Here is a 23,895-nt window from a genome sequence, read left to right as displayed (position 1 = left end):
GCGTGGGGAACGGCCCGTTCCTACCTTGAGCCCACCATCTTCGGCTCCCGGATCGGATTCACCCCATGACCGATATCGTCACCCCCGCCGCGGCCGCGGCGGAATCACCAGCGGCGACACCAGACTACGACCCCCGGCTCACCAATGACGATCTCGCCCCGCTGAAGAAGCAGACCTGGGGCAGCTACCACATCTTCGCCTTCTGGATGTCGGATGTGCACAGCGTCGGCGGATACGTCACCGCGGGCAGCCTTTTCGCGCTCGGCCTGGCCGGATGGCAGGTGCTGGCGGCCCTGCTCATCGGCATCACGATCGTATATTTCCTGTGCAATCTGGTGGCCGCGCCCAGCCAGCGGGCGGGCGTACCGTATCCGGTCATGTGCCGCAGCGCCTTCGGCGTGAAGGGCGCGAACATCCCGGCCATCATTCGCGGCCTGATCGCGGTGGCCTGGTACGGCATCCAGACCTATCTGGCTTCGGCGGCGCTGATCGTGGTGGCGGTCAAGCTGTTCCCGAGCCTCGCGCCGTACGCGGTGTCGGGGGATTACGGGTTCCTCGGGCTGTCGCTGCTGGGCTGGTGCGCGTACCTGGTGCTGTGGGTGGTGCAGGCGGCGGTGTTCTGGCAGGGCATGGAGTCGATCCGCAAGTTCATCGACTTCTGCGGTCCCGCCGTGTACGTCGTCATGTTCTTCCTGTGCGGGTACCTGATCTACAAGGCCGGCTGGGGTTCGATCGATCTGCAACTGGGCTCGGTCAAGTACCACGGCTGGGACGCGCTGCCGGTGGTGCTGGGCGCGATCGCGCTGGTGGTGTCCTACTTCTGCGGGCCGATGCTGAACTTCGGCGACTTCTCCCGCTACAGCAAGTCGATGGCCGCGGTGAAGCGCGGCAACCTGCTGGGCCTGCCGGTCAACTTCCTGGCGTTCTCGCTGCTGGTGGTGATCACCGCGTCGCTGACCATCCCGGTCTACGGTGAGCTCATCACCGATCCGGTCGAGACGGTCTCGCGCATCGACTCCACCTTCGCCATCGTGCTGGGCGCGCTGACCTTCACCATCGCGACCGTCGGCATCAATATCGTCGCCAACTTCATCTCGCCGGCCTTCGACTTCTCGCACGTGAGCCCGCAGAAGATCAGCTGGCGGATGGGCGGCATGATCGCGGCGGTCGGGTCGGTGCTGATCACGCCGTGGAACCTGTACAACAACCCGGACGTCATCCACTACACCCTCGAGGTGCTGGGCGCGTTCATCGGCCCGCTGTTCGGGGTGCTGATCGCCGACTACTACCTGGTGCGCAAGCGCGAGATTGTGGTGGACGAGCTGTTCACCATGGCCGCGACCGGAAAGTATTGGTACACCAAGGGATTCAACCCGGTCGCGGTGATCGCTACCGTGATCGGCGCCATCGCGGCGGTGTTCCCGGTGCTGGCCAAGAACGTGTACGGCATGCACACCGCGGCCCAGTACAGCTGGTTCATCGGATGCGGTCTGGCGCTGGCCATCTACTACGGTCTGGCCACCCGGACGAAGCTCATGGCTACCTCCGCTCCGGCGGAAATCGTCACCGCCTGAGCGGAAATCCCTGGTAGCGGTGCCGGCCGCTGCCAGGGATTTGCTGTCCAGTGATAAATGTCCTTCTCCCATTGTGTTTCGGACTACATATTCCCCTCGGAATGAAGTATTAAAGAGCACACGCTCAAAATATGCTTTTCGGAATCGGAAAAAGTACCGTTGATGGCATGCAGCTCTCCCGGTTCACCGATCTCGGCCTGCGGTCGCTCATGCGCCTGACGGTCAGCAGCGGCGCCGAGGAACGAGTCACCGTCAAACTTATTGCGCGACAGGTAAACGCTTCCGAGAACTACGTTGCCAAGGCCGTCTCCCGGCTCGCCGAACTCGGCTACGTCGAGTCCCAGCGCGGCCGCACCGGTGGGGTCTTCCTGACCGAACTCGGCCGGACCACCACCGTCGGCGCCATTGTCCGCCAGCTCGAATGCGATCACGAAGTCATCGATTGCGTCGGCGACAATCCGTGCCCACTGGCGAATGCCTGCCGTTTGCGGGGCGTGCTCGCCACCGCGCAGAAAGCCTTCTACGCCGAACTCGATCGGTACGTCCTCGCCGATCTGGTGGACCAGCGCACCGTGGATCTGCTGCATCTGCCGGTCTTCCCGGCAGCCGCACTCGTCGACATCTAGGAGACCTCATGAGGCTCGCGCCGGATTCCACGCTCAACCGCATTCCCGAGCTGGAGCCCGAGCACGCCGAGGTGATTCGCGCGACCCTGCCCGTGGTGGGTGCGCACATCGATCAGATCACCCCGCTGTTCTATTCGAAGATGTTCACCGCCCACCCGGAGTTGTTGCGCGACCGCTTCAATCGCGGCAATCAGCAGCAGGGCGCGCAGCAGAAGGCCCTGGCCGCCTCCATCGCCACCTTCGCCACCCATCTGGTGGATCCCGCCCTGCCGCATCCGCGAGAACTGTTGTCCCGCATCGGGCACAAGCATGTGTCCCTGGGCGTGACCGAGCCCGAATACCGCATCGTGCACGAGCATCTGTTCGCCGCGATCGTCGAGGTGCTGGGTGCGGACGTGGTCACCCCGGAGATCGCCACCGCCTGGGACCGCGTGTACTGGCTGATGGCAACGACTCTCATCGATTTCGAGCGCGAACTCTACGATTCGGTCGGGGTCGAACCGGGCGACGTCTTCCGCGAAACCCGGGTGGTGCAGCGCATCGACGATTCCTCGGGCGTCGCGACCTTCGTGGTCGAATCCGCCGACCCGGCGCGCCCGCTGCCCGGATTCCTTCCGGGACAGTACATCTCCGTCGGCGCGCGACTGCCCGACGGTGCCCGCCAGCTGCGCCAGTACAGCCTGGTCAACCGCGGTGGCGACGGCCGCCTGGCCTTCACGGTGCGCCGGGTGCTCGCGGAGGAGAACACTCCCGCGGGTGAGGTCTCCGGCTGGCTGCACGACCATGTCCAGCCGGGTGCTTCCCTCGAAATCACCCTGCCCTTCGGCGATCTCACCATCGACACCGAGGCCACCACCCCGCTCGTCCTCATCTCGGCGGGCATCGGCGTCACCCCGATGGTCGGCATCCTCGAGTACCTGGCCGCCGAAACCCCTTCGCGCCGAACGGTCATTCTGCACGCCGACCGCTCCACCACCGCGCACCCGCTGCGCGAAACCGTCGCCGACCTGGCCACGCGCCTGAACGACGTCTACTACCGCGCCTGGTACCGCGCCGACGGCCACGGCCTGCTCGACCTGACCCGCACCGACCTCCCCGAGGATGCCGACTACTACCTCTGCGGTGGCACCGGCTTCCTCCAGTACGTTCGGGCCCAGCTCATGTCCGCGGGCATTCCCTCGGACCGGGTCCACTTCGAACTCTTCGCACCCAACGATTGGCTGCTGAACGCCGAGCAGGCTCCGGCCCCGGCGTAGCGCCGAAGCCGTGATCCGCCCCACTCGAGATTTTTTCGGGAAGTGTCGGATCGGGGCGTTCGCCGTTCGTCTCGGAATTGAAGCGCGGGCAATCGCCCGACGCGCAACCGAGAAGGGAACGTCATGGAACTGGTGCTGAATACGATCGACATCGTGGTGGCTGATCTGGAGGCTTCGATGGCCTTCTACCGGCGGCTCGGAGTCGAATTCAAGGTTGATTCGGCCTTCCCGGGCCACGCGGGCGCGGACCTGCCGGGCGGGCTGCACCTCATGCTCGACACCCAGCCGTTCCGAGCCACCATCACACCCGGCTGGACCGAGCCGAGCGGCGGGGCCCGCAACTTCCTGGCCTTCGAGGCGCCGAGTCCCGATGCCGTCGATGCGCTCTACGGCGAACTGGTCGAGGCCGGGTACACGGGGGTGAAGGAGCCCTTCGACGCACCCTGGGCAATGCGCTACGCGACCGTGCTGGACCCGGACGGGAACGGCATCGACCTCTACTGCCCGCTGCCCGCCCACTGATCCGGTCGTACGACACCGAGGAGGCACCCATGAAATACGTCCTGATGTTCATCGAGACCGAGGAGTTCATCCAGGAGCTCGCGGCGAAGAACGACGACGATCGGCAGGCTGCCTACGCGGCGGTCTACGAGTGGTTCGCCCGGAACGCGGCGCAGGTCACTCACCATCAGAAGCTGGCCGATCCGAGCACCGCGACCACCATGCGGCTGTCCGGCGGCGATGCGGTCGTCACCGATGGACCGTTCATCGAGGGCAAGGAGGTTGTGTCCGGATACGCCGAGGTCGATGTCGCCGATCTCGACGAGGCCATGGCGCTGGCCCGCTCGTGGCCGGGTTGCCCGCTGGTCGAGATCCGGCCGATCATGTGATGGATGTTCACGCCGAGCTGGCCCGTACGGTCCGCGATCATGCGGGCCGGCTCACCGCGTGCCTGATCCGCGTCCTCGGCGACTTCGCCGCCGCCGAGGACGTCATGCAGGACGCGATCGAGACCGCGCTGCAGCGCTGGCCGGTCGACGGGATTCCCGAGCATCCCGACGCCTGGCTGCTGACGGTCGCCCGCCGTCGCGGGCTGGATGTGCTGCGCCGTCAGAATGTGTACCGGGACAAGCTCTCCCAGCTCGATTGGCCGGTTCAGCCGGAGCCGGATGATCGCCTGCGGCTCATCTTCACGTGCTGTCATCCCGCGCTGCCCCGGCAGGCTCAGGTGGCCTTGACGCTGCGCACGGTCTGCGGTCTCACCACGGCCCAGATCGCCGCGGCGTTCCTCGTGCCCGAAGCGACGATCGGCCAGCGGGTCACCCGCGCCAAACGCAAGATCACCCAGGCGCGGATTCCGTATCGCATTCCCACGGACCAAGAACTGCCGGAGCGACTCGCTCAGGTGCTGGCCGTCATCTACCTGCTCTTCAACGAGGGTTACCTCACCAGTGGCGGAGATCGGCCGCAGGCGCGGGACCTGGCCGACGACGCCGAATATCTCGCCGAGACGCTGGCCTGGCTGATGCCCAAGGAGCCGGAAGTGCTCGGGCTGCTCGCATTGATCCGGCTGCATCAGGCCCGTGCCGCAGCACGTTTCAGCCCGGGCGGCGGAATCATTCTGCTGCAACACCAAGACCGTTCCCGATGGGACCACGACGCCATCGCGGAGGCCGACCGGCTGCTGGAACGCGCTGCCGCGCACCGCCGTCCGGGTCCGTACCAATTGCAGGCCGCCTTGGTCGCCTGCCACGCCGCCGCTCCGACTTGGGAAGACACCGACTGGACGCAGATCCTCGTCCTCTACGACATGCTCCTGCACACCGCGCCGAGCCCGGTGGTGCGACTGCACCGTGCGACGGCCGTGCGCTATGTGCTCGGTCCGGAGACGGCGCTGCGCGAGCTCGAGGCGCTGGGCCCGGAACTCGACGGCCACCACCTGTTCCACGCCACGCGCGCGGAACTGCTTCGCGCCCTGGGCCGCAACCTCGAGGCGCATACGGCGGATCGCCGGGCATTGGCCCTGACGGCCAATCCCGCGCAACAGGATCTGCTCACCGAACGACTCGAGTGGTCCGAACCGACCTGACACTCGAGCCGACCTGACACCCGCGAGCCGGTCCGGCGGCGGGCATCGAGGCGGGAACTACTTTTCGGACCCGGCGTCCCGGATGGTCGCCAAAACGCCTGCGAGCCACGGGGTGTAGCGGGCAGGATCGGCCGCCACCTCGGTGGCGAGGGTGTCCGGGTCGACCCAGGCGATGTCGTCCACCTCGGCCGGATTCGGTTGCGGTGCGGCGTCTTCCAGCCGACCGATGAGGACGTGGTCGAATTCGAATTCGACGCGGCCGGTGTTGGGGTCGGTGGCCTGGTAGGTGAAGGTGCCGACCTCGGTGAGATCGGCGATGAGGCCGAGCTCCTCGTGCAGCCGCTTGGTGGCCGCCTCGATCACGGTCTGGCCGGGTGCCGGATGGCCGCAGCAGGTGTTGGTCCACAGCAGCGGGAAGCGGGTTTTCACCCCGGCGCGCTGCTGCAGCAGCACCTGTCCGTCGGCGTCGAACAGCAGCACCGAGAACGCTCGATGCAGCCGTCCGGGTGCGGTGTGCGCCGCCGCCACCGACAGCGATCCCTGCGCGCGGCCCTGCTCGTCCACGAGCTCGACGAGCAGGGTCTCACGGTCGATGTCGGAGGTATCGAGGGTGCCGGTCACCTTCCTACCTTATCGGCGGTGATCATCAGGTACTGGAAGCTGCCCTCCTTGTACGAGGTCAGGAACGGTTTCTCGACACCGGTCGCGAGCTCGGAATGGGTGCGCAGCTCCCAGTACGGGATGGTCGCCGGGGTCAGGTCGGTGACCGCGATGGGGACCAGGTTGTTGGCCGCGAGCGCCTTGAAGTACTCGCTGCGCGGGTGGATATTGCAGCCGTAGTGGGCGTCGATCCAGCTCACCGACGCCGACCGCGCACCGAACACGTCATTGGAGCAGCCGGTGATGCAGACGTAGCGCCCGCCGGGCTCGAGCAGCCGGGAGAACTCGGCGAACAGCTCGAAAAGGTCGACGTACATGGTGGTTTCATTGGTCCAGATGCCGCGCTTGGAGCCGGATTCGAAACCGGTGTCGAGCATGTTCTTGAAGTGGAAGCGCACCTTGTCCGAGACGCCGCGCTCGCGGGCCTGCTCATTGGCGAAGCCCACCTGGTACTCGGAGATGGTGACGCCGTCCACCTGGCAGCCGAAGCGCTGATTGGCCATGAAACTGGTGCCGCCCCGGCCGGATCCGCCGTCCATCAGCTGATCGCCGGGACGGACGTCGCCGAGCTGGTCGAGCAGCGCGTCGGCCTGGGCGGTCTCGAGGCGGTGCAGTTCCTTGACGATCCGCTCCTGGCGGGTCGCTTCGGGCCCTTCAAGGACGGACAGATCGGGCTCGCCGATGCCGTAGTGGTGGTGGTAGAGCCCGTCGACCTCGCCGAGCTTGGTGTTGACCCGGTCGTCATTGGGGTTGTTGTTCCAATACGACGCGACCGATTTCTGATACTCGGTTTTCAGCACGGCGTCGGGTTGCGGGTGGAGCGCGGTCATGACAGGTCATCCTCTCGAATGGGTGATATGACGCTGGAAGCACTGCGCACGGAAAATGTTGTGGTTCAGGGGTTGTCTTTGTAGCGGCGGCTGTCGGCGTGCCAGGCGCGGTTGCCGCCCATCCAGGACCAGAGACCGGTCAGGAAGCGCACCAGTTCCGGTGATCCGGTGGCGGCCAGGATGCCCGCTTCGGCCTCGAAGCGGTGCACCAGTTCGTCGTGGACCTCGGCGGTGCGCTGCACGGCCTCGCGGCGCGAGCAGTTCTCCTCGGCGGCGAGCACGGTCGGGAGGTTGAATTCCCTTCCGCCGGAGAGATCTTCGCGCGCCATGGAGTAGAGGTCGTTGACCATCTGGGCGGCCAGCGCGGCGGTGGTGACCACCCGCCGCACCCGCGGATCGGTGTATTCGGCGGCCGGGAGTTCGTAGCCGCCGATCGCGTCGATCGGCGCCATGCAGGGCAGAAAGCTGTGCGGCTGCCGGTTGAGCAGGTACTCCCACACCGGCGGCATGCGACCCGCCAGCCGCCAGCCCGCCTCCGCGCCCAATGCGATGAACCAGCCCGCGATCTCGGTCCGCAGCCGCGCCACCTGGGCCGGGGTGGCGTACCGGGACAGGTGCTCGAAGGAGGTCCGGAACGCCCGCAGGATCGGATCGTTCTCCATGGCCTTCTCCACCTCCACCTGGTATTGCAGTGGCAGGTGGACGGGATCCATTGCGGCGGCGGCCAATTCGAGCCGGGGACCCAGTTCGGCCTCCGCGCTGGAGTGGCTGCCGTCCGGTGCGATATCGCTGGCGTCCTCTTCGCAGTAGTAGTCGTCCACCGACCACTCCGACACCGCGCACTTGGCCGCCGCCAGCAGCCGGTCCGCGTCATCGCAATCCGGATGCGCCAGCATGATCAACCGCCCGAAGTCGGCCTTGCGGAGCTCGTCGAGCCGCCCCTCATACAGCCCGATCTCCTCGGCCCAGGCCAGAATTCCGACGTTCACCGCCTCCGCCAGCGCGGGATCGTCCCGCACCGGCGGCGGACAGTAGAGCGCCGGAATGGCGGAGCCTCGACTCCGCTGCTCCGCGGAGGCGCCGATGCCGCTCGGTCCCGGTGAAATCTGCGGGGGTTCGGGCGAACTCACCCGGCGGTGTGCGGAGAGCGTCCCGATCCCCGTGGGACCGCTCGCGATTCGCCGGGCAGGGGCACTGCTCGGCGGTGCGGGGGCCGCAGCCTCCGGGGCCGGGATTCGGCCCGAGCCCAGGGAGCGGGGGATGGCCCGGAGCGGCTGGCGGACAGGCGATGTCGGCAGCGGTGGTGTCGGCACCGCGCCGCCGGCAGGCGACGGCGGACGCGATGCCTGTCCCGCGAGCTCCGTGATCACCTTGGGGGTGGGTAGGTTCACACGGAGACTCGGGGCCCCGAGGCCGGAGGGGCCGAGTAGCCTGCGGGGAGAATCGGGCAGTTGGGAATCGGTCAGTGCGGCAACGGCTTCGGCCGCCGCCGACACGGCCGAGGGGTCAGCCAGCAGATCCGCGGGTGCGGTGGTGTCGAGATTGGTCAACAGGGCGGCGACGGCCGCCGCCACCTCGGAGGTGGCAGGCGGGGCCGCGGCGCGGGAGAGCACCGACATGACTGGCCACCCCGCTCAGTCGGACTGACGGGCGACCAGCACATTGTCGAGAATGCCGAGCGCGTCGGGGACCAGGACGGCGGCGGAGTAGTAGCAGCTCACCAGGTAGGAGATGATCGACTGGTCGTCGATGCCCTTGAATCGCACGTTCAGGCTGGGCTCGTACTCGTCCGGAATTCCGGTCTGGTGCAGGCCGATCACGCCCTGCTCCTTCTCGCCGGTGCGCATGGCCAGGATCGACGTGGTCTGGGTGTCGCTGACCGGGATCTTGCCGCACGGGAAGATCGGCACCCCGCGCCAGGCGGGCACCCGGTGGCCGTCCACCTCGACCGGGTCGGGATAGATTCCGCGCTTGGTGCATTCGCGTCCGAACGCGGCAATCGCCTTGGGGTGGGCCAGGAACAGCTTGGTGCTGCGCCGCATGGACAGCAGATCGTCCATATCGTCGGGGGTGGGCGCGCCGGCCTCACTGTAGATGCGCTGCTTGAGATCACAGTTGTGCAGCAGGCCGAAGTCGGGGTTGTTGACCAGGTCGTATTCGCGGCGCTCGTAGAGGGCCTCGATGGTCAGGCGCAGCTGCTGTTCGATCTGATCCATCGGATCGTTGAACAGGTCGGCGACGCGGGTGTGCACCCGCAGCACGCTCTGCGCCAGGCTGAGCTCGTATTCGCGGGGCTGGGAGTCGTAGTCGACGAAGGTGCCGTCGAGGACGGGCTCACCGGAATGGCCGGAGGAGATGACGATCTCGGCCTCGCCGTACTTGTTCTGCGGCAGCGCGGGCGCCTGCGCGACCGAGGACAGATGCTCGTGCAGCGCGGGGATCTGCTCCTCGAGTTGCAGCAGGCTCGAGCGGGAGAGCACCAGCATGGTGGTGGGCGTGACGGTCTTGATGGTGACCGGCCAGATGGCGTCGGGATCGGTGAGCGTCTCGTCGCCGAAGAAGTCGCCGCCGCCGAGCATGCCGAGCTTGGTGGTCTCGCCGAACTCACCGGTGCCGATCTTGGAGAGCTTGCCGTGCACGATGAGCAGCACCTGGTCCATCGGGTTGCCGAATTCGGCGACCACGGTGCCGGGCGGCAGATCCCGCTGCTCGAAGCGGCCGGCCACGGTGGCCAGGATCTCCTCGTCCTCGAAGCCGCGCAGCTGCGGCAGCTCCTGCAGTTCGAGCGGGATGACCCGGGCGCTGGGGCCGTTGATGATGTATTCCACCTCGCCGTTGCCGACGGTGTGGGTCAGACGGCGGTTGACGCGGTAGACACCGCCCTTCACCTGGCTCCACGGCAGCGAACGGGTCAGCCAGCGGGAGCTGATGCCCTGCATCTGCGGTTCGGATTTGGTGGTGTGCGCCAGTTGGTGGGCGGCGGCGGTACTGAGGGACTTGCGCTGGCCGTTTTCGGTTTGAAGTGGCATTTCAATGGTCATGCTGCGGTCCTCACCTCGAAGGGACACCGCGGATACGAGCGGGGGAGTCCACGGCGAAATGGCAGATCCGACGGATCTGCGGGAATTAGTCAAGTGAGTGAATTGACAAGCGCGACAGTGCGTTCCAGCGACTACCGATGGTAGAGCTCCGGTCGGCGCGGTGTATCGAAAAAGCCAAAACATGATGCCTGGAATGTTGCTGTAAGCCGTAAACCCCGAACGGCCGGTTTGTTTTGGGTCGGGTGGCTCGGCCGGTCGGATCCCCGGGCCCGGATGGCTCTGGTCACAGCGCCAGCGCAGTAGGGTGGTGCTATGGCAAGCTCATCGGGACGCGTCGGGGCGGGTGACGCTGGTCAAGGCCAGGAAAAGTCTGGGAGTGAAGCCGTGAAATTCAATACGAGGTCCGTTGTCGGTCCGATCGAGCGACTCGTCGCGACCGCGCAGAACGGGCTCGAGGTGATCCGGTTCGGGGGCCTGGTTCACGAGATCGAATCGTCGCCGTACGAAGTGGTGGAGCGGAAGCGGATGTACCGCCTGCGGCACTACTTCCCCGACGACACCGTCGTCGACCGTCCGGTCGTGGTGCTGATTCCGCCGATCATGGTGACCGCCGAGATCTGGGACGTGAATGCCGCCGATGGGGCGGTCGGCATTCTGCACCAGGGCGGAATCGATTGCTGGGTGGTTGATTTCGGCTCGCCCGCCACCGAAGAGGGCGGCTGGGAACGGGATCTGGCCGACCATGTGCTGGCCGTGTCGAGCGCCATCGACACCGTCACCGAAATCACCGGTCGCGGTGTGCATCTCATGGGGTACTCGCAGGGCGGCATGTTCGCCTACCAGACCGCGGCCTACCGTGCGGGCAAGGGCGTCGAGTCCATCGTGACCTTCGGTAGCCCGGTGGACGCGGTGGCGGGCATGCCCTTCGGGCTACCGCACGGGCTGGTGTCCGACGCCGCCGACTTCCTCACCGACCATGTGCTGAACCGGCTGCCGATCACCGATTCCATGGTGCGGCTGGGCTTTCAAGCGCTGGACCCGGTCAAGACGGCGCGGGCGCGCATCGACTTCCTGCGCCAGCTGCACAACCGGGAGGCGCTGCTGCCCAAGGAACGGCAGCGCCGCTTCCTCGAGGCCGACGGGTGGCTGGGCTACCCGGGGCCCGCGCTGACCGATCTGCTCCAGCAGTTCGTCAAACACAATCGAATGATGCTGGGCGGCTTCGTGATCCGCGATCAGCTCATCTCGCTGGCGGAGATCACCTGCCCGATCCTGGCCTTCGTCGGCGAGGTCGACGATATCGGCCAGCCCGCCGCGGTACGCGGAATCGTGCGCGCCGCGCCGAATGCCGAGGTGTACGAAGCCAGCATCGTGGCAGGGCATTTCGGGCTGGTGTCGGGGTCCACCGCGACCCGCCAGACCTGGCCCGTGGTGCGCGACTGGGTGAACTACCTGTCCGGCCGCACCGAGCTGCCCGAGCAGGTGCAGCGGATGAGCACCGAGGTGGTGCGCAACGGTCCGCGCACCGGGCTGACCCGCGCGGTGCACGCGCTCGGCAGCCTCGCCGAGGCCGGGACCAGCCTGGGCAAGACCATCGAGGGCGTGGCCGGGCAGACCCTGCGCGGCACCGTCGAACTCACCGGCGAGGCCGCCCGCGCGCTGCCGCGCCTGACCCGGCTCGGCATGATCCAGCCGCATACCCGAATCTCGCTGGGGCGCTTGCTCGCCGAGCAGGTGCGCCGCTCCCCGCAGCGGGAGCTGTTCCTCTTCGACGACCGCGTGCACACCCAGCAGGCGGTCAATCAGCGCATCGACAATGTGGTGCGCGGGCTGATCTCGGTCGGCGTGCGCCCGGCCACCCGGGTCGGCGTGGTGATGGAGACCCGGCCCAGTGCGCTGGCCGCCGTCGCGGCGCTGTCGCGGCTGGGTGCGGTGGCGGTGCTGCTCGCCCCCGGCAGTGAGCTGTCGAAGGTCGCGGAGCTGACCGGGACGCGGCTGCTCATCACCGATCCGGAGAATCTGGCCAATGCCGCGGCCACCGGGCTGCGGATCCTGGTGCTCGGCGGCGGCGAATCGCGCGGGCTCGACATTCCGCCCGGCCGCGATGTGGTCGACCTGGAGAAGATCGATCCGGCGCAGGTGAGCCTGCCCGCCTGGTACCGGCCGGATCCGGGTCTGGCGCGGGAGCTGGCGTTCATCCTGGTGACCGGTACCGGCGACAAGTTCGACGTCAAGTACGTGACCAATCACCGGTGGGCGCTCTCGGCGTTCGGCACCGCCTCCGCGGCCGACCTGGGCCGCCACGACACCGTGTACTGCCTTGCGCCGCTGCACCATTCGTCCGGGCTGCTGGTGAGCCTGGGCGGCGCGGTGGCCGGTGGCAGCCGGATCGCGCTGGCCCGCTCGCTGGATCCGGCGCGGTTCGCCGAGGAGGTGCACCGATACGGCGTCACCGTGGTCACCTACACCTGGACCATGATGCGCGACATCCTCGACGCCGACACCTTCCCGAACGGGCACCCGCATCCGATCCGCCTGTTCATCGGATCCGGTATGCCGCGCGGGCTGTGGCGGCGCACCCTGGAGCGTTTCGAGCCCGCCCGGGTGCTCGAGTTCTACGCCTCCATCGAGGGAGATGTGGTGCTGGCCAACGTGTCCGGCGCCAAGGTCGGCTCCAAGGGCCGCCCGGTTCCCGGCACCGCCAAGGTCGAGCTCATCGCCTACGATCCGCTGACCGACGAAATCCAGGTCGAGGACACGGGTTTCGCGCGCCGCTGCGCCGACAACGAGGTGGGGCTGCTGATCGGCACCGTCACCGATACGGTCGATCTGTCCGCGGGCGGCCTGCGCGGTGTGTTCACCCCCGGTGACGCCTGGATGCCGACGGAGAACCTCTTCCGCCGCGACGCCGACGGCGACTACTGGCTGATGGACCGCCGCGACACGGTCATCCCGACCCCGCGCGGCCCGGTCTACACCCAGCCGATAGTCGATGCCCTGAACGACATCACGGCCGTCGACATGGAAGTGGCCTTCGCGCTCCCCGCCGGTGACCGCATCCTCGCGGTCGCCGCCGTCAGCGTCCGCGACGGTTTCACCTTGGCCCCCAAGGACGTCACCGAAGCGGTCCGGGTCCTCCCCGCCGACCAGCGCCCCGACATCGTCTACGTCGTCGACGACATCCCCCGCAGCTCCACCTTCCGCCCCTCCACCCGCGCGGTCCAGGCGGCGGGCCGCTCCGAACCCGACGACAACACCTGGTGGTACAACCGCACCACCGAAACCTACGAGGTCCTCACCCCCGACCTCGCGGCCCGGCTCTTCGCCTGACCTGTCTCACGTACGCGCCCTGGTCCTCACGACCAGGGCGCGTTCGCGTACCCCCACCCGGACCGAACTCGAGGGTCGGTTAACGCACCCGCCACCGGTATTGATCTATTAATGAGCTTCTGAGGGGGAGATCATGATTACCGGCAATCAAAACAATGCTCCGCGCGAAGACACCGAGGCAGGGGAGCCTCTGACCATCAACTCACTCTTCGCGCCCACCGACAACCGCGATCGCACCACCATCATGGAGATCTTCATCATCGGCATGCTCGCCCTCGCGGGCCTGCTGGTGGCGTGCATCCTGGTCCTGAGCCTCACCGGCCACGACCCAGCCGCCGTCGCCGCGCCTTTGACCGCGGTGATCGCCGGCCTGCTGGGCTTCTTCGCAACTTCACCGAACGACCGCAAGCGCTGAGTGCGGTATGACGAAAGTCCGGCTGCTGACCGGACTTTCGCACACGGTGCTAGACCGTGAAGCTGGTGACTCCGTCGACGACGCGGGTCAGCTGCTGCTCGGTCAGGCCCGGCCACAGGGGGAGGCGGACCAGGGTGGCGGAGAATTCGGCGCTGTTGACGCAGGGGTACGGGGTGCGGCCCAGTTTCAGGCCGGCGGGGGAGGAGTCCAGGGGGATGTAGTGGAAGGGGGCCACGATACCCAGTTTGGACAGGTGGGCGATGAGGTCGTCGCGGCGGTGTTCGGTGGGGACGCGCAGGTAGTAGAGGTGTGCGGTGTGCTCGCGGTCGGCGGGGACCTGCATGAGGCGAACGTCGTTGCGGGCGGCCCATTCCGGGAGTGCGGCGGCGTAGGTGTTCCATACGCGGTGCCGGTTGGCCTGGATGGTGTCGAATTCCGCGAGCTGTGCGTCGAGGACGGCGGCGTTCAATTCGCTTGGCAGGTACGAGGATCCGATGTCCTGCCAGGAGTACTTGTCCACCGCGCCGCGCAGGAAGCGCGCCCGGTCGGTGCCCTTCTCGCGAATGATTTCCGCACGCGCCATGAGGATTTCGTCGGTGAGCAGGACCGCGCCGCCCTCACCGCAGTGCACGTTCTTGGTGTCGTGGAACGACAGCGCGCCGACGGTGCCGATGCTGCCCAGCGGACGGCCTCGGTAGTAGCCGCCGAGTCCGTGCGCGTTGTCCTCGATGATGGCGAAGCCGTGCGAATCCGCCAGGCGCTGCAGGCCTTCCATATCGGCGGCCACACCGCCGTAGTGGATGACCATGACCGCCTTGGTGCGCGGGGTGATGACCCGCGCCACCGACTCCGGATCCAGATTGCCGGTCGCCAGGTCGATATCGGCGAACACCACGGTCGCCCCGCGCAGCGCCATGGCCGTCGCGCTGGAGGTGAACGCGAAGCTCGGCACGATGACCTCGTCGTCGGGCCCGAGTTCCAGTAGCAGCCCGGCCATTTCGAGCGCGTGCGTGCACGAGGTGGTGATCAGCGCGTGCGGGGCGCCGGTGATGTCGCGCAGCTTCGCGGTGGCCGCCGCGGTGAACGGACCGTCGCCGTGGCTGTGGTCCGAGGACAGCACCGCCTCCACATTCGGCAGTTCGCGCGCCGCGCGGAAGGGACGGCTGAAGATGATGCGGTCACTGCTCACGCGCGTGGTTCCCCCTCGCTGCCGGTTCGTATCGAGTGTCGTCGGCTCGAACGTTGTCGTTGTCGCGGCCGAGCTCGCGCGGCCGCGGGGTCGGCGTCTGCACGGTCAGGTACAGCGGCTTGCCGACGAGCACATGCAGTGCCACACCGAGGTATTCGGCGATCAGCCCGAGCGAGAACAGCACCGCGCCCGAGCACAGCAGCAGCACCGTCATCAGCGACGCCCAGCCCTCGGGATCGCGGCCGCTGTTGGTCAGCGCGTGGTACACGACCCATCCGGCCATGCCGAGCCCGCCCAGCGCCAGCGTCACGCCGAGCATGCTCACCAGCCGCAGCCCGCGAGTTCCGCTGCACAGCACCATCTTCCAGAACAGCGAGAACAGCCGCCGGTAGTTGTAGCCGGACTCCTCGCGGCCCTCGGCGCGCAACTGCACCGGCACCTGCGCCACATCGCCGACCACCCAGGTGAGCGCGACATCCAGGTACACGCCGTTGGAGGCGACCTGCGCCAGCTGGCGCGCGATATCGCCGCGGATCAGCCGGTAGCTCTCGAAGCGGGTCGAATCGGGGAAGGCGAACACGGTCGCGAGCACGATCTTCGCGCCGCGCGAGGTGATATTGCGCAGGAACCCGTGCGGGCGGGTGTTGACCGGCTTGGAGTAGACCAGATCGGCGCGCTGGGCCAGGGCGGCGTCCAGGAAGTCGGCGATGAAGGCCGGATCGTGCTGCCCGTCCTCATCCATGGTGACCGTCCAGTCGCCCTTGGCCTCGGCCATGCCCGCGATGGTCGCGGCGTCCTGGCCGTAGTTGCGGCTCAGCCACACCACCCGCACCTGCGGGTAGGTCGCGGCCAGTTCCTGCAGCACCACATCGGAGCGGTCGGGCCCGTGATCGTGCACCAGCACGATCTCGTCGACCCGGAAGGTGGCGCCGGCCGGGGTGGTCACCGGCTCGCCGAGCTTGTCCAGCTCGCCGACCAGCGCGGCGATGGTCTCCTCGCCGCGGTACACCGGTACCACGACGGAGACCGCGTGCACCCGCGCCGACCCCTCGGGGCCGGGCGTCACGCTCAGGTCGCTCGCGTAGGTGCGTGAGGACGGAATCGGCATCAGCTGAATGTACTTTCGATGACGGAGAGTGCCGGAACTCCACACCGCAAATCGGAGCCCGAGCCGCGCTGAACTCTAACACGCTGCTCGGTGCGGCATTCGGTGCGAAGTGTCCACATACGGCCCATCATTCCCCATGTGCCTCACGCGCTACGGACCGGCGTAAGTGCCATCGACACCCACGCCCTGTAGGGTCTGGAACTCGTGGTGGAGAGCTCAGTTTCCAAGGTGGTCGGGGCCACCGAATCCGGGCGGGACGACAGTGCGGCGGCAGTGGACGACAGCGCGGCGGTGTCGGAACGCTCGGCGACCGGCACCGACCCGCGCCCAGCGCGCGGCGCGGATCGCCGCGAGGTGTACCGCTGGGGTCTGATCACCGCGCTCGGCGTCACCCTCGGCTACCTGGCCGTCATCCTGGCCAACCCCCGCCACTTCTTCACCGACGACACCGAATCCCAGTACTCCGGCCTGTGGGTGTTCTTCGGCCGCGCCTTCCGCGACGGCCATTTCCCGCTGCTGATTCCCGAGCAGTGGATGACCGGCAACTACACCAATGAGGAAGCGGGACTGTTCAACCCGCCGCAGCTGCTGATCGATCTGATCGCGCCCTCGGTGCCGAATCTCGTGGTGTACGCGAGCATCGTGAAGCTGATCTTCGCGATCATCACCGGGCTCGGCGTGTACCGGGTGTGCCTGGTCTACGGCGCGCGCCCGCAGTGGGCGGCGGTCGCGGGCGTGGCCATGCCGTTCACCGGATTCTTCCTCTTCTTCGACGAGGCCAGCTGGTTCACCGCCATGGCGGGCACGGCGTGGATGATCCACGCGTGGGCATCCTCGGAGCGCTACCTGCGCGGGCAGGGCGGGCCGATCCCGGTCTTCGTCTACTTGTATCTGGCGATCTCGGTGCAGTACGTGTTCCCGGCGGTCGAGGCCGTGCTGATGCTGCTCGCGGTCGCGGTCGGGTATCTGGTGTGCCAGGGCGGTGCGCTGCGGACGCGGCCGCGTGAATCCTTCACTCCGCTGCTGCGCCTGATCGCGGCCGCGGTGTCGGCGGGCTTGGCGGGTCTGCTCACCTTCCTGCCGTCGATGCTGTCGGCGCAGGTGACCGCGCGCGGCAACTCGCAGATCAACAACGATCAGTTCCTGACAGTGCCGTGGTCGGAATCGTTGAACGGCAGCCTGCCCACCACCATGCCCGCCTTCACCTCCTGGTGGGGTTACGTCCAGCCGCTGCCCATGACCTACATCGCCTGGTTCCTGATCCCGGCGCTGGCCTTCGTCGATTGGAAAGCGGCGCAGCGACACTGGAAGCAGTTCGTCGCCATCGCCCTGTTCGCGCTGATGGCCCTGATGTGGACCGCCGGACCGGGCACTGTCGGCCCGCTGCGCTGGCCCGCGCGCGTGCTGCCCATGCTGGCGCTGGGACTGCTGGTGCTGGTGTGCGTGCTGCTCGGTCGCTTCGGCACGCTGCGTGACCGCAAGAAGCGGGTCATCGCGGCGCTGGTGCTGGTGCTGGCGCTGTGGGTGCGGACCTTCTCCGCGGATCCGCACGATGTCCTCTGGCATCTGGGTTCCGCGGCGGTGGTGATCGCGCTCGGGTTCGGGGTGGTGTGGCTGGGCCGCACCCGCGGCGTCTCGGCGGCCACCGCGCTGGTGATCGCGGCCATGGTGCCCATCGCCTGGTTCCAGGTGTGGTGGGTGCAGCCCACCCCGATGTCGTGGAATCTGCCCGCCAACCGCAACGAGGCCATGGCCGAATTCCCGAAGTTCCAGGACGGCACCACGCTTCAACTCGCCAACCGCGGACTGCTGCAGCCCGCCGACAAGAGTCTGGACGGCGCGTACGGGTCGCTGGTGTGGGGCAACTACGCCAAGCACCTGGAACGCGACGGCTACGTCAACGGGTACACGCCCAACGGCTACTTCTACTTCATGCAGATGCTGTGCATGGAATGGGATTCCAGCGTGTGCCCCGACTCCTACCGGCGACTGTTCGCGCCCGAACCCACCACCGGGCGCACGCTGGCCGATCTGATGCTCATCGACCGAGTCGTGTTGCAGAAGGCCCTGTTCCCCGACGCGGGCAACCAACCCGCCCCGGAGGGTTGGCATTTCGTCGATGTCCCGGGGCACGAGAAGTACATCTGGGTGCTCGAGCGCGACGGCGGGCCCATCTCGACCGTGAACGGCCGCATCGGCGACGCCCACGACGTCACCGCCACCTCGATCTCCGAGACCGACGACACCAGCAAGGTGAAGGTGTCGTCGGAGACCGGCGGCCGGATCACGTTCGCGCGCCTGGCCTGGCCCGGCTACCGCGTGACCCTGAACGGCAAGTCCATCCCGTTCCACACCGTGTCGAAAGTCTTCGTCGCCGTGGACATTCCGGCCGGCACCCACAATGCCGAACTGGAAGTGACGTGGCGGCCGCCGGGCTGGAAGATCGGAATCGGCGCTGCCGGAGCCGGACTGATCGGCATCGGGCTGCTGCAGTGGCTCTGGATCCGCTCGCGCCGCCGCGGCCAGGACGCGCCGGTGGCCGAACAGCTCGACGACGACCCGGACCGCCAACTGGTGGGCACGGCCAAGTGACCGACGCGCACACCCCGCTGACCGAGGTCCCGCCGATGAATCCGGAGAACGCGCCCGCAGGACCGCTGCTGCGGCTGGTGCGGCGTCAGGAGATCGCGTTCGCGCTGGTCGGCGGCTTCAACACGCTCATGGGGATGGTGCTGACCATCTTCTGGCTCACCGTGCTCGGGGACTCGGTGAGCAAAGACGTCGCCGCCGCGCTGTCGGTGGCGCTGGCCTACGCCGTCGGCATGGTGATTGCGTTCGTGCTGCACCGCACCCTGGTGTTCCGGGTCCGCGGCCACGTGCTGCGCGATTTCATCGCCTTCTGCGGCGTGAACGCCGTCGGCATGGTGCTGAACATGGTCCTGCTGCAGCTCGCGGTCTCCCTGCTGCACGCCCCCGCCAAGCCCGCCGCGGTCGTGGTCATGGGCCTGGTAGCGGTGGCCAGCTTCTTCGGTCACCGCCACATCAGCTTCCGCCGCACCACCGATTCCCCGCCCGCCGATCCGGCCCGGTAGGTTGTCGGACATGTCGGAGGAAACCCTGGACGCCACCCTGCTGAGCCTGCTCGCCTGCCCCCAGGACAAGGGCCCTTTGCAACTCGCCCACACCGCCACCGGTGACACCGTGCTCTACAACCCCCGCCTCCACCGCGCCTACCCCGTAGACAACGGCATCCCCGTCCTCCTCGTCGACGAGGCCGTAGACGTCTCCGACGAAGACCACACCTTCTTCCTCACCCAGGACTGATCTGCCTTCCCCCGCGCGGCCGTTCACCCAGCTCCGCGCGGGGCCTCGTGACCGGACCTCGCCTACACCGCGGGGTTGGTCTCTGTCGCAACAGAATTCGGCGCGCCCGCAGGGAGGGCAGCAGCCGCATGGTTGGGCTCGGCTACACCAGGGTTCGAGGCAGCCGCCGCAGGGACGGTAGCGGCGAAGTCGATTGGGGTGGGTTTTCCCGTGCTGCGGTCAGTCTTCGAGCGGGAGGTCGCCGGTGAAGTAGCGCTGGAGGGTGGGGCCGATGGTGGTGGCCAGTTCTTCGACCGACATCGAAGCGATCGGGTCGAGGCGGAGGATCTTTCGGGTGAGGAGGAGGCCGCCTAGTTGGGAGGCGGCGAGGGCTGCGCGTTTGGCGCCGGTGCCGGGGGGTGAGTCGACTCGGGGGCGGAGTTCTTTGAGGACTATGTCGAGGAGGAAGGTTCGGGCCAGGGCGGGGTCGTCGCTGGCCAGGAGGCTGCGGAAGGCGGCGATGGTGGGGACGCCGATTTCGGAGTCCCAGATGGTGACCACCGTGCGGATTATGGTCTCGCCCAGCTGATCTACGGGGACCTCGCGGAAGCGGGCCAGGATGTCGGTGGGGTCGACGGGGAGTTTCAGTGCGGCGGCGAACAATTCGTGTTTGGTGCCGAAATAGTGGTGCACCAGGGCGGGATCCACGCCCGCCGCCGACGCGATGGAGCGGATCGACGCCTTGTCGAACCCGACCGCGGCGAAGCGCGTGCGGGCGGCGTCCAGGATCGCCTCCTTGGTGCCGGAGTTGCCTGGACGCCGCCCGCTGCGGCCATTGCCTGCTGTCACGCCGTGCGCCGGCGTAGGGTGGCCGCGCCCAAACCCAGTGCGACGGCGGCGAATACGGCCACGATCAGGACATCCCGCCACATCTGCCCGGTGGCCCCGGTATGGACGGAGACCTGCTGCAGGGCGTCGACGGCGTAGCTGAGCGGCAGCACATTGCTGATCGCCTCCAGCCAGCCGGGCAGTTGCCCGCGCGGAACCAGCAGGCCGCACAGGAAGAATTGCGGCAGCACGATCACGGGCATGAACTGTACGGCCTGGAACTCGGTGCGCGCGAACGCGCTGGCGAGCAGACCCAGGGCGACACCGAGGACGGCATCCACCACCGCGATCAAGACGACCAGCCCTGGGCTGCCGGATGCCTTCAACCCGAGCAGCCAGAACGCCACCAGGCACGCCAGCCCGGCCTGCACCATCGCGGCGATCGAGAACGCGGTCCCGTACCCGGCCAGCAGGTCCAGCTTGGCCAGCGGCGTGGTCATCAGCCGCTCGAGCGTGCCCGAAACCCGTTCCCGCTGCATGGCGATGGCGGTGATGAGGAACATGACCACGAACGGCAGGATGCCGAGCATGGTGATGCCGATCCGGTCGAAGAGACGCGGCTGATGCGGCATCGTCGGATAGTTCTTGTACACGAAGTACAGGAGCGTCATGAGCAGGGCAGGCACCAGCACGATCATGGCGACCGTGCGGCGATCGGCCTTCAGCTGCCGCAGGATTCGCACGGTGGTGGCGGTGTAGCACTGCAGCGGTCGCGGACCGGCGGGGCGGTCTTTCACCGAAAAGGTCGCGGTCACAGCTCTTCTCCCATCCGGATCAGCTTGAGGAAGGCGTTCTCCAGACTGGATTCGCCGGTGTCGGACCGCAGCTCGGTGGGGGAGAGCTGGGCGAGGAGACGGCCCTCGCGCATGAGCAGCAGCTTGTCGCAATGCTCGGCCTCGTCCATGACGTGACTCGAAACCAGCAGCGTCCGGCCCTGTTTCGCGAGCGCGTGGAACTGCTCCCACAGATCCGCGCGCAGCACCGGATCGAGACCGACGGTCGGCTCGTCCAGCACCAGCAGTTCCGGATCGGCGACCAGCGCGCACGCCAGCGAGACCCGGGTCCTCTGACCACCGGACAACTCATTGCCCCGATGATCGATATGACTGGTCAGACCAACCGCCGCCAAGGCGGTTTCGACCCCGTCGGCCGAAGCCCCGTACAGCGCACCGAAATACGCCACATTCTCGGCCACGGTCAGATCGTCGTAGATGCTCGGGGCCTGCGTCACATACCCGACGCGCCGCCGCAGCCCCCGCGACCCGGCCGCCTCGCCGAGCACGCTGACCGTGCCCGATTCGATGATCTGCGTCCCGACGATGCTGCGCATGAGCGTCGTCTTCCCGCACCCCGACGGACCGAGCAGTCCGGTGATGCTACCCCGGGGCACGGTCAGCGTGATGTCCTGCAGAACCTGATGCCCGCCGCGCCGCACCTCGAGGTGCTCGATGGCGATGGCATCGGATGTTGTCGCTGGTGCCGTCACGGTCACCCTCAATTCATCGAGTGTTGAATTCACTACGTGATGAATTGTGCGTCAGGGACCCGCCCGTGGCAAGACCCCGGCGCGTGTCGCGACTCGGTGGGTCTGAACAAACCATGACAAAGCACGCGAGCTCGGCCGGTCCGGGCGCATTTCCGCGCCGGGCGACCCAGAATCTGGCCATGCGTGTACTCCTGACCGGCGCGGCCGGATTCATCGGCTCGCACATCCACCGGGCCGCACTCGCGGCCGGGCATGAGGTCGTGGCCGCCGACCTCATGCTCACCGCCGCCCACGGCTCCGCCGCCGTCCCGCCGCCCGGCATCGCCCGCGTCGACGTCCGCGATCCCGATCGGCTCGACGAGCTGCTGCACGGCATCGACGTGGTCTGCCATCAGGCGGCCGTAGTCGGCGCGGGCGTGAGCGCCCAGGACGCCCCCGCCTACGCCAGCCACAACGACCTCGGCACCGCGGTCCTGCTCGCGGCCATGGAGCGGGCGCACTGCCGACACCTGGTGCTGGCCTCGTCGATGGTCGTCTACGGCGAGGGCCGCTACGTGGATTCCTCCGGCGCACCGGCGGTTCCGGCCCCGCGCACCCGCAACGACCTCGACAACGGGCGCTTCGACCACCGCGGCCCCGACGGCCGCCCGCTGAGCTGGGCGCCCGTCGACGAGGACGCGCCGCTGCGCCCGCGCAGCCTGTACGCGGCATCCAAAGTGGCGCAGGAGCATTACGCGCTGGCGTGGGCCTCGGCCACGGGAGGCACGGTCACCGCGCTGCGCTACCACAATGTGTACGGGCCCGATATGCCCAGGGACACACCGTATTCCGGCGTCGCGGCCATCTTCCGCTCCGCCCTCGAGGCGGGTGAGTCCCCGCGCGTCTTCGAGGACGGCACCCAGGCCAGGGACTTCATCCACGTCCGCGATATCGCCGCCGCCAATGTGGCCGCCCTCGAACATCCGCTGGGCGCGTTCACGCCGCTGAACATCGCCTCGGGCAATCCCATCACGATCGGCGAGGTGGCCGCGATCCTGGCCAAGGCGTGCGGCGGCAAGCAGCCCGTCGTCACCGGCGACTACCGCTCCGGCGACGTCCGCCACATCGTGGCCAGCCCCGAACGCGCCCGCCGCACACTGGGTTTCATCGCCGAGACCACTCCCGGCAACGGCCTGGCGGAGTTCGCCACCGCCCCGCTGCGCGCCGCCACCGCGTCGGGAGCGCCCACCTGGCGGTGAATCCGCCTGTGGCGGTCGCTGGTTCGTCCCGTGACGGCTACCAGTTCGTCAGGATCAGGTGATTGATCAGCAGCGCCCCCGCCGCCTGCACGACCAGCCAGAACCGTGCGCTGTGGCGGGGGAGCAGCGCGGTGGCGGTCAGCACCCACACGTCGAACGGCAGCCAGATGCGCTCGGTTTCGGCCTTGCTGAGCCCGCTGATATCCGCGATCACGATGGCGACGATCCCGGCCGCCGCCACCAGTGCCGCCGGATCGACATGGGATCGCCAGCGCGACAACCACTCTCGCACCGGAGTCGACGGCAGCAACTCCAGCTCGACCACCACCCGGCAGCTCGCCGCCGCGGTCGCCAGCCCCACCGCGCACACCGTCGCGGCGAGATTGCCCCACACCCAATACGAGTAGGGCCGCGTACTGGCGATGCCCTGGTAATAACGCTCCACCACCAGGTGATAGCCGGTGAGCCACCAGAACCCCGCCGCGGCGAAGACCGCCACCACGACCAGCGCCCCGGCGAGCGCGGGCAGAGCGGGCCGGAACGAGCGCGCCAGCAGGACGGCGGCGGCCGGAACCGCCAGCAGCACAAGGCCGTAACTCAGGAACAGCGTGAACCCGAACAGCAGCCCGGACGCGACGGCGATGAGAATCCAGCCCCGGCCCAACCGCGTGGCCAGCGCCAGCAGCGCCACCGCCCACGCACCCACACCCGCGAACAACCCGTCGGCCGACACCGCGATCCAGACGACCGCGGGCATCAATGCCAGGAAAGGCGTTGCGGCCCGGGCCCGATACTCCGACCCGAGCGCCCGGATCGCGAACGGCACCGCCGCCGCGGCGCTGGTCCCCACCAGCAGGCACAG

At 67.9% G+C, this 23,895-nt stretch carries 21 protein-coding genes and 1 pseudogene; 12 read left to right on the top strand and 10 right to left on the bottom strand.

The window, feature by feature from the left end:
- Positions 1 to 65: 65 nt before the first annotated feature.
- The 6 genes from ACAM49_RS02385 (at position 66) to ACAM49_RS02360 (ending at position 5,545) form a co-directional block, all read left to right on the top strand.
- Positions 66 to 1,574: an NCS1 family nucleobase:cation symporter-1 gene (locus ACAM49_RS02385; RefSeq protein ID WP_369633786.1), complete on the top strand. Its 1,509-nt coding sequence runs from the start codon at positions 66 to 68 to the stop codon at positions 1,572 to 1,574.
- A 167-nt stretch (positions 1,575 to 1,741) separates the two neighbouring features.
- Positions 1,742 to 2,200: an Rrf2 family transcriptional regulator gene (locus ACAM49_RS02380; RefSeq protein WP_369633785.1), complete on the top strand. Its 459-nt coding sequence runs from the start codon at positions 1,742 to 1,744 to the stop codon at positions 2,198 to 2,200.
- Positions 2,201 to 2,208: 8 nt separating this feature from the next.
- The gene (locus tag ACAM49_RS02375; protein ID WP_369633784.1) at positions 2,209 to 3,456 is read left to right on the top strand and encodes a globin domain-containing protein; all 1,248 of its coding nucleotides are present in this window, start codon (positions 2,209 to 2,211) and stop codon (positions 3,454 to 3,456) included.
- A gap of 123 nt (positions 3,457 to 3,579) precedes the next feature.
- Positions 3,580 to 3,978 (top strand): VOC family protein, encoded by a 399-nt coding sequence (locus tag ACAM49_RS02370; RefSeq protein ID WP_369633783.1) that lies wholly within the window; start codon positions 3,580 to 3,582, stop codon positions 3,976 to 3,978.
- Positions 3,979 to 4,007: 29 nt separating this feature from the next.
- A complete protein-coding gene (locus tag ACAM49_RS02365; protein WP_040807659.1) occupies positions 4,008 to 4,346 on the top strand; it encodes a YciI family protein in 339 nt (112 codons plus the stop codon).
- Entirely contained in the window at positions 4,346 to 5,545 is a 1,200-nt protein-coding gene (locus ACAM49_RS02360) for an RNA polymerase sigma factor (RefSeq protein WP_369633782.1), read from the top strand. The genes ACAM49_RS02365 and ACAM49_RS02360 overlap by 1 nt, the downstream gene beginning before the upstream one ends.
- 57 nt (positions 5,546 to 5,602) lie before the next feature.
- Here the strand turns inward: ACAM49_RS02360 and idi are convergent, their stop codons facing one another.
- The 4 genes from idi to ACAM49_RS02340 all read right to left on the bottom strand — a co-directional run bounded on the left by idi (position 5,603) and on the right by ACAM49_RS02340 (position 10,076).
- Entirely contained in the window at positions 5,603 to 6,166 is a 564-nt protein-coding gene (gene idi / locus ACAM49_RS02355) for an isopentenyl-diphosphate Delta-isomerase (protein ID WP_369633781.1), read from the bottom strand.
- Positions 6,163 to 7,035, bottom strand: a complete 873-nt coding sequence (locus tag ACAM49_RS02350) for a geranyl diphosphate 2-C-methyltransferase (protein WP_369633780.1) — start codon at positions 7,033 to 7,035, stop codon at positions 6,163 to 6,165. Before ACAM49_RS02350 ends, idi begins: the two co-directional genes overlap by 4 nt.
- Positions 7,036 to 7,100: 65 nt before the next feature.
- Positions 7,101 to 8,654, bottom strand: a complete 1,554-nt coding sequence (locus tag ACAM49_RS02345; protein WP_369633779.1) for a family 2 encapsulin nanocompartment cargo protein terpene cyclase — start codon at positions 8,652 to 8,654, stop codon at positions 7,101 to 7,103.
- Positions 8,655 to 8,669: 15 nt separating this feature from the next.
- Positions 8,670 to 10,076, bottom strand: coding sequence for a family 2B encapsulin nanocompartment shell protein (locus ACAM49_RS02340; protein WP_369633778.1), 1,407 nt, complete (start codon positions 10,074 to 10,076; stop codon positions 8,670 to 8,672).
- Between the two features lie 384 nt (positions 10,077 to 10,460).
- Here ACAM49_RS02340 and ACAM49_RS02335 point away from each other — a divergent pair, with 384 nt between their 5' ends.
- Both ACAM49_RS02335 and ACAM49_RS02330 read left to right on the top strand, forming a co-directional pair.
- Entirely contained in the window at positions 10,461 to 13,406 is a 2,946-nt protein-coding gene (locus tag ACAM49_RS02335; RefSeq protein WP_369633777.1) for an AMP-binding protein, read from the top strand.
- Between the two features lie 133 nt (positions 13,407 to 13,539).
- Positions 13,540 to 13,821 carry a hypothetical protein gene (locus ACAM49_RS02330; protein WP_369633776.1) on the top strand — a complete coding sequence of 94 codons (282 nt, stop codon included), beginning with the start codon at positions 13,540 to 13,542 and terminating at the stop codon, positions 13,819 to 13,821.
- A gap of 49 nt (positions 13,822 to 13,870) precedes the next feature.
- Here ACAM49_RS02330 and rffA read toward each other — a convergent pair whose 3' ends face one another.
- Complete coding sequence (gene rffA, locus ACAM49_RS02325; RefSeq protein ID WP_369633775.1) at positions 13,871 to 15,010, bottom strand: dTDP-4-amino-4,6-dideoxygalactose transaminase; 1,140 nt, start codon at positions 15,008 to 15,010, stop codon at positions 13,871 to 13,873.
- Entirely contained in the window at positions 15,000 to 16,046 is a 1,047-nt protein-coding gene (locus ACAM49_RS02320; RefSeq protein ID WP_369633853.1) for a glycosyltransferase family 2 protein, read from the bottom strand. Before ACAM49_RS02320 ends, rffA begins: the two co-directional genes overlap by 11 nt.
- A gap of 426 nt (positions 16,047 to 16,472) precedes the next feature.
- Between ACAM49_RS02320 and ACAM49_RS02315 the strand changes: the two genes are divergently transcribed.
- The 3 genes from ACAM49_RS02315 to ACAM49_RS02305 are packed head-to-tail and all read left to right on the top strand — an operon-like array spanning position 16,473 to position 19,442.
- A complete protein-coding gene (locus ACAM49_RS02315; protein WP_369633852.1) occupies positions 16,473 to 18,710 on the top strand; it encodes a hypothetical protein in 2,238 nt (745 codons plus the stop codon).
- The gene (locus ACAM49_RS02310) at positions 18,707 to 19,210 is read left to right on the top strand and encodes a GtrA family protein (RefSeq protein ID WP_369633774.1); all 504 of its coding nucleotides are present in this window, start codon (positions 18,707 to 18,709) and stop codon (positions 19,208 to 19,210) included. The genes ACAM49_RS02315 and ACAM49_RS02310 overlap by 4 nt, the downstream gene beginning before the upstream one ends.
- A gap of 10 nt (positions 19,211 to 19,220) precedes the next feature.
- The gene (locus tag ACAM49_RS02305) at positions 19,221 to 19,442 is read left to right on the top strand and encodes a Trm112 family protein (protein ID WP_369633773.1); all 222 of its coding nucleotides are present in this window, start codon (positions 19,221 to 19,223) and stop codon (positions 19,440 to 19,442) included.
- A 219-nt stretch (positions 19,443 to 19,661) separates the two neighbouring features.
- Here the strand turns inward: ACAM49_RS02305 and ACAM49_RS02300 are convergent, their stop codons facing one another.
- The 3 genes from ACAM49_RS02300 to ACAM49_RS02290 are packed head-to-tail and all read right to left on the bottom strand — an operon-like array spanning position 19,662 to position 21,795.
- The gene (locus ACAM49_RS02300) at positions 19,662 to 20,270 is read right to left on the bottom strand and encodes a TetR family transcriptional regulator (RefSeq protein WP_369633772.1); all 609 of its coding nucleotides are present in this window, start codon (positions 20,268 to 20,270) and stop codon (positions 19,662 to 19,664) included.
- Entirely contained in the window at positions 20,267 to 21,016 is a 750-nt protein-coding gene (locus tag ACAM49_RS02295) for an ABC transporter permease (RefSeq protein ID WP_369633851.1), read from the bottom strand. The genes ACAM49_RS02300 and ACAM49_RS02295 overlap by 4 nt, the downstream gene beginning before the upstream one ends.
- Positions 21,017 to 21,060: 44 nt before the next feature.
- Positions 21,061 to 21,795, bottom strand: coding sequence for an ABC transporter ATP-binding protein (locus tag ACAM49_RS02290; protein ID WP_369633771.1), 735 nt, complete (start codon positions 21,793 to 21,795; stop codon positions 21,061 to 21,063).
- Between the two features lie 179 nt (positions 21,796 to 21,974).
- Here ACAM49_RS02290 and ACAM49_RS02285 point away from each other — a divergent pair, with 179 nt between their 5' ends.
- A complete protein-coding gene (locus ACAM49_RS02285; RefSeq protein WP_369633770.1) occupies positions 21,975 to 23,033 on the top strand; it encodes an NAD-dependent epimerase/dehydratase family protein in 1,059 nt (352 codons plus the stop codon).
- A gap of 37 nt (positions 23,034 to 23,070) precedes the next feature.
- On the opposite strand, the pseudogene ACAM49_RS02280 reads toward ACAM49_RS02285, so the two are convergent.
- Positions 23,071 to 23,895 (bottom strand): annotated as a pseudogene (locus tag ACAM49_RS02280) (hypothetical protein); the annotation flags it as partial.

Source organism: Nocardia sp. JMUB6875 (genome assembly GCF_041154655.1).
GTDB lineage: Bacteria > Actinomycetota > Actinomycetes > Mycobacteriales > Mycobacteriaceae > Nocardia.
The sequence above is the reverse complement of the archived record's forward strand: the minus strand, read 5'-3'. Positions and strand labels throughout refer to the sequence as shown.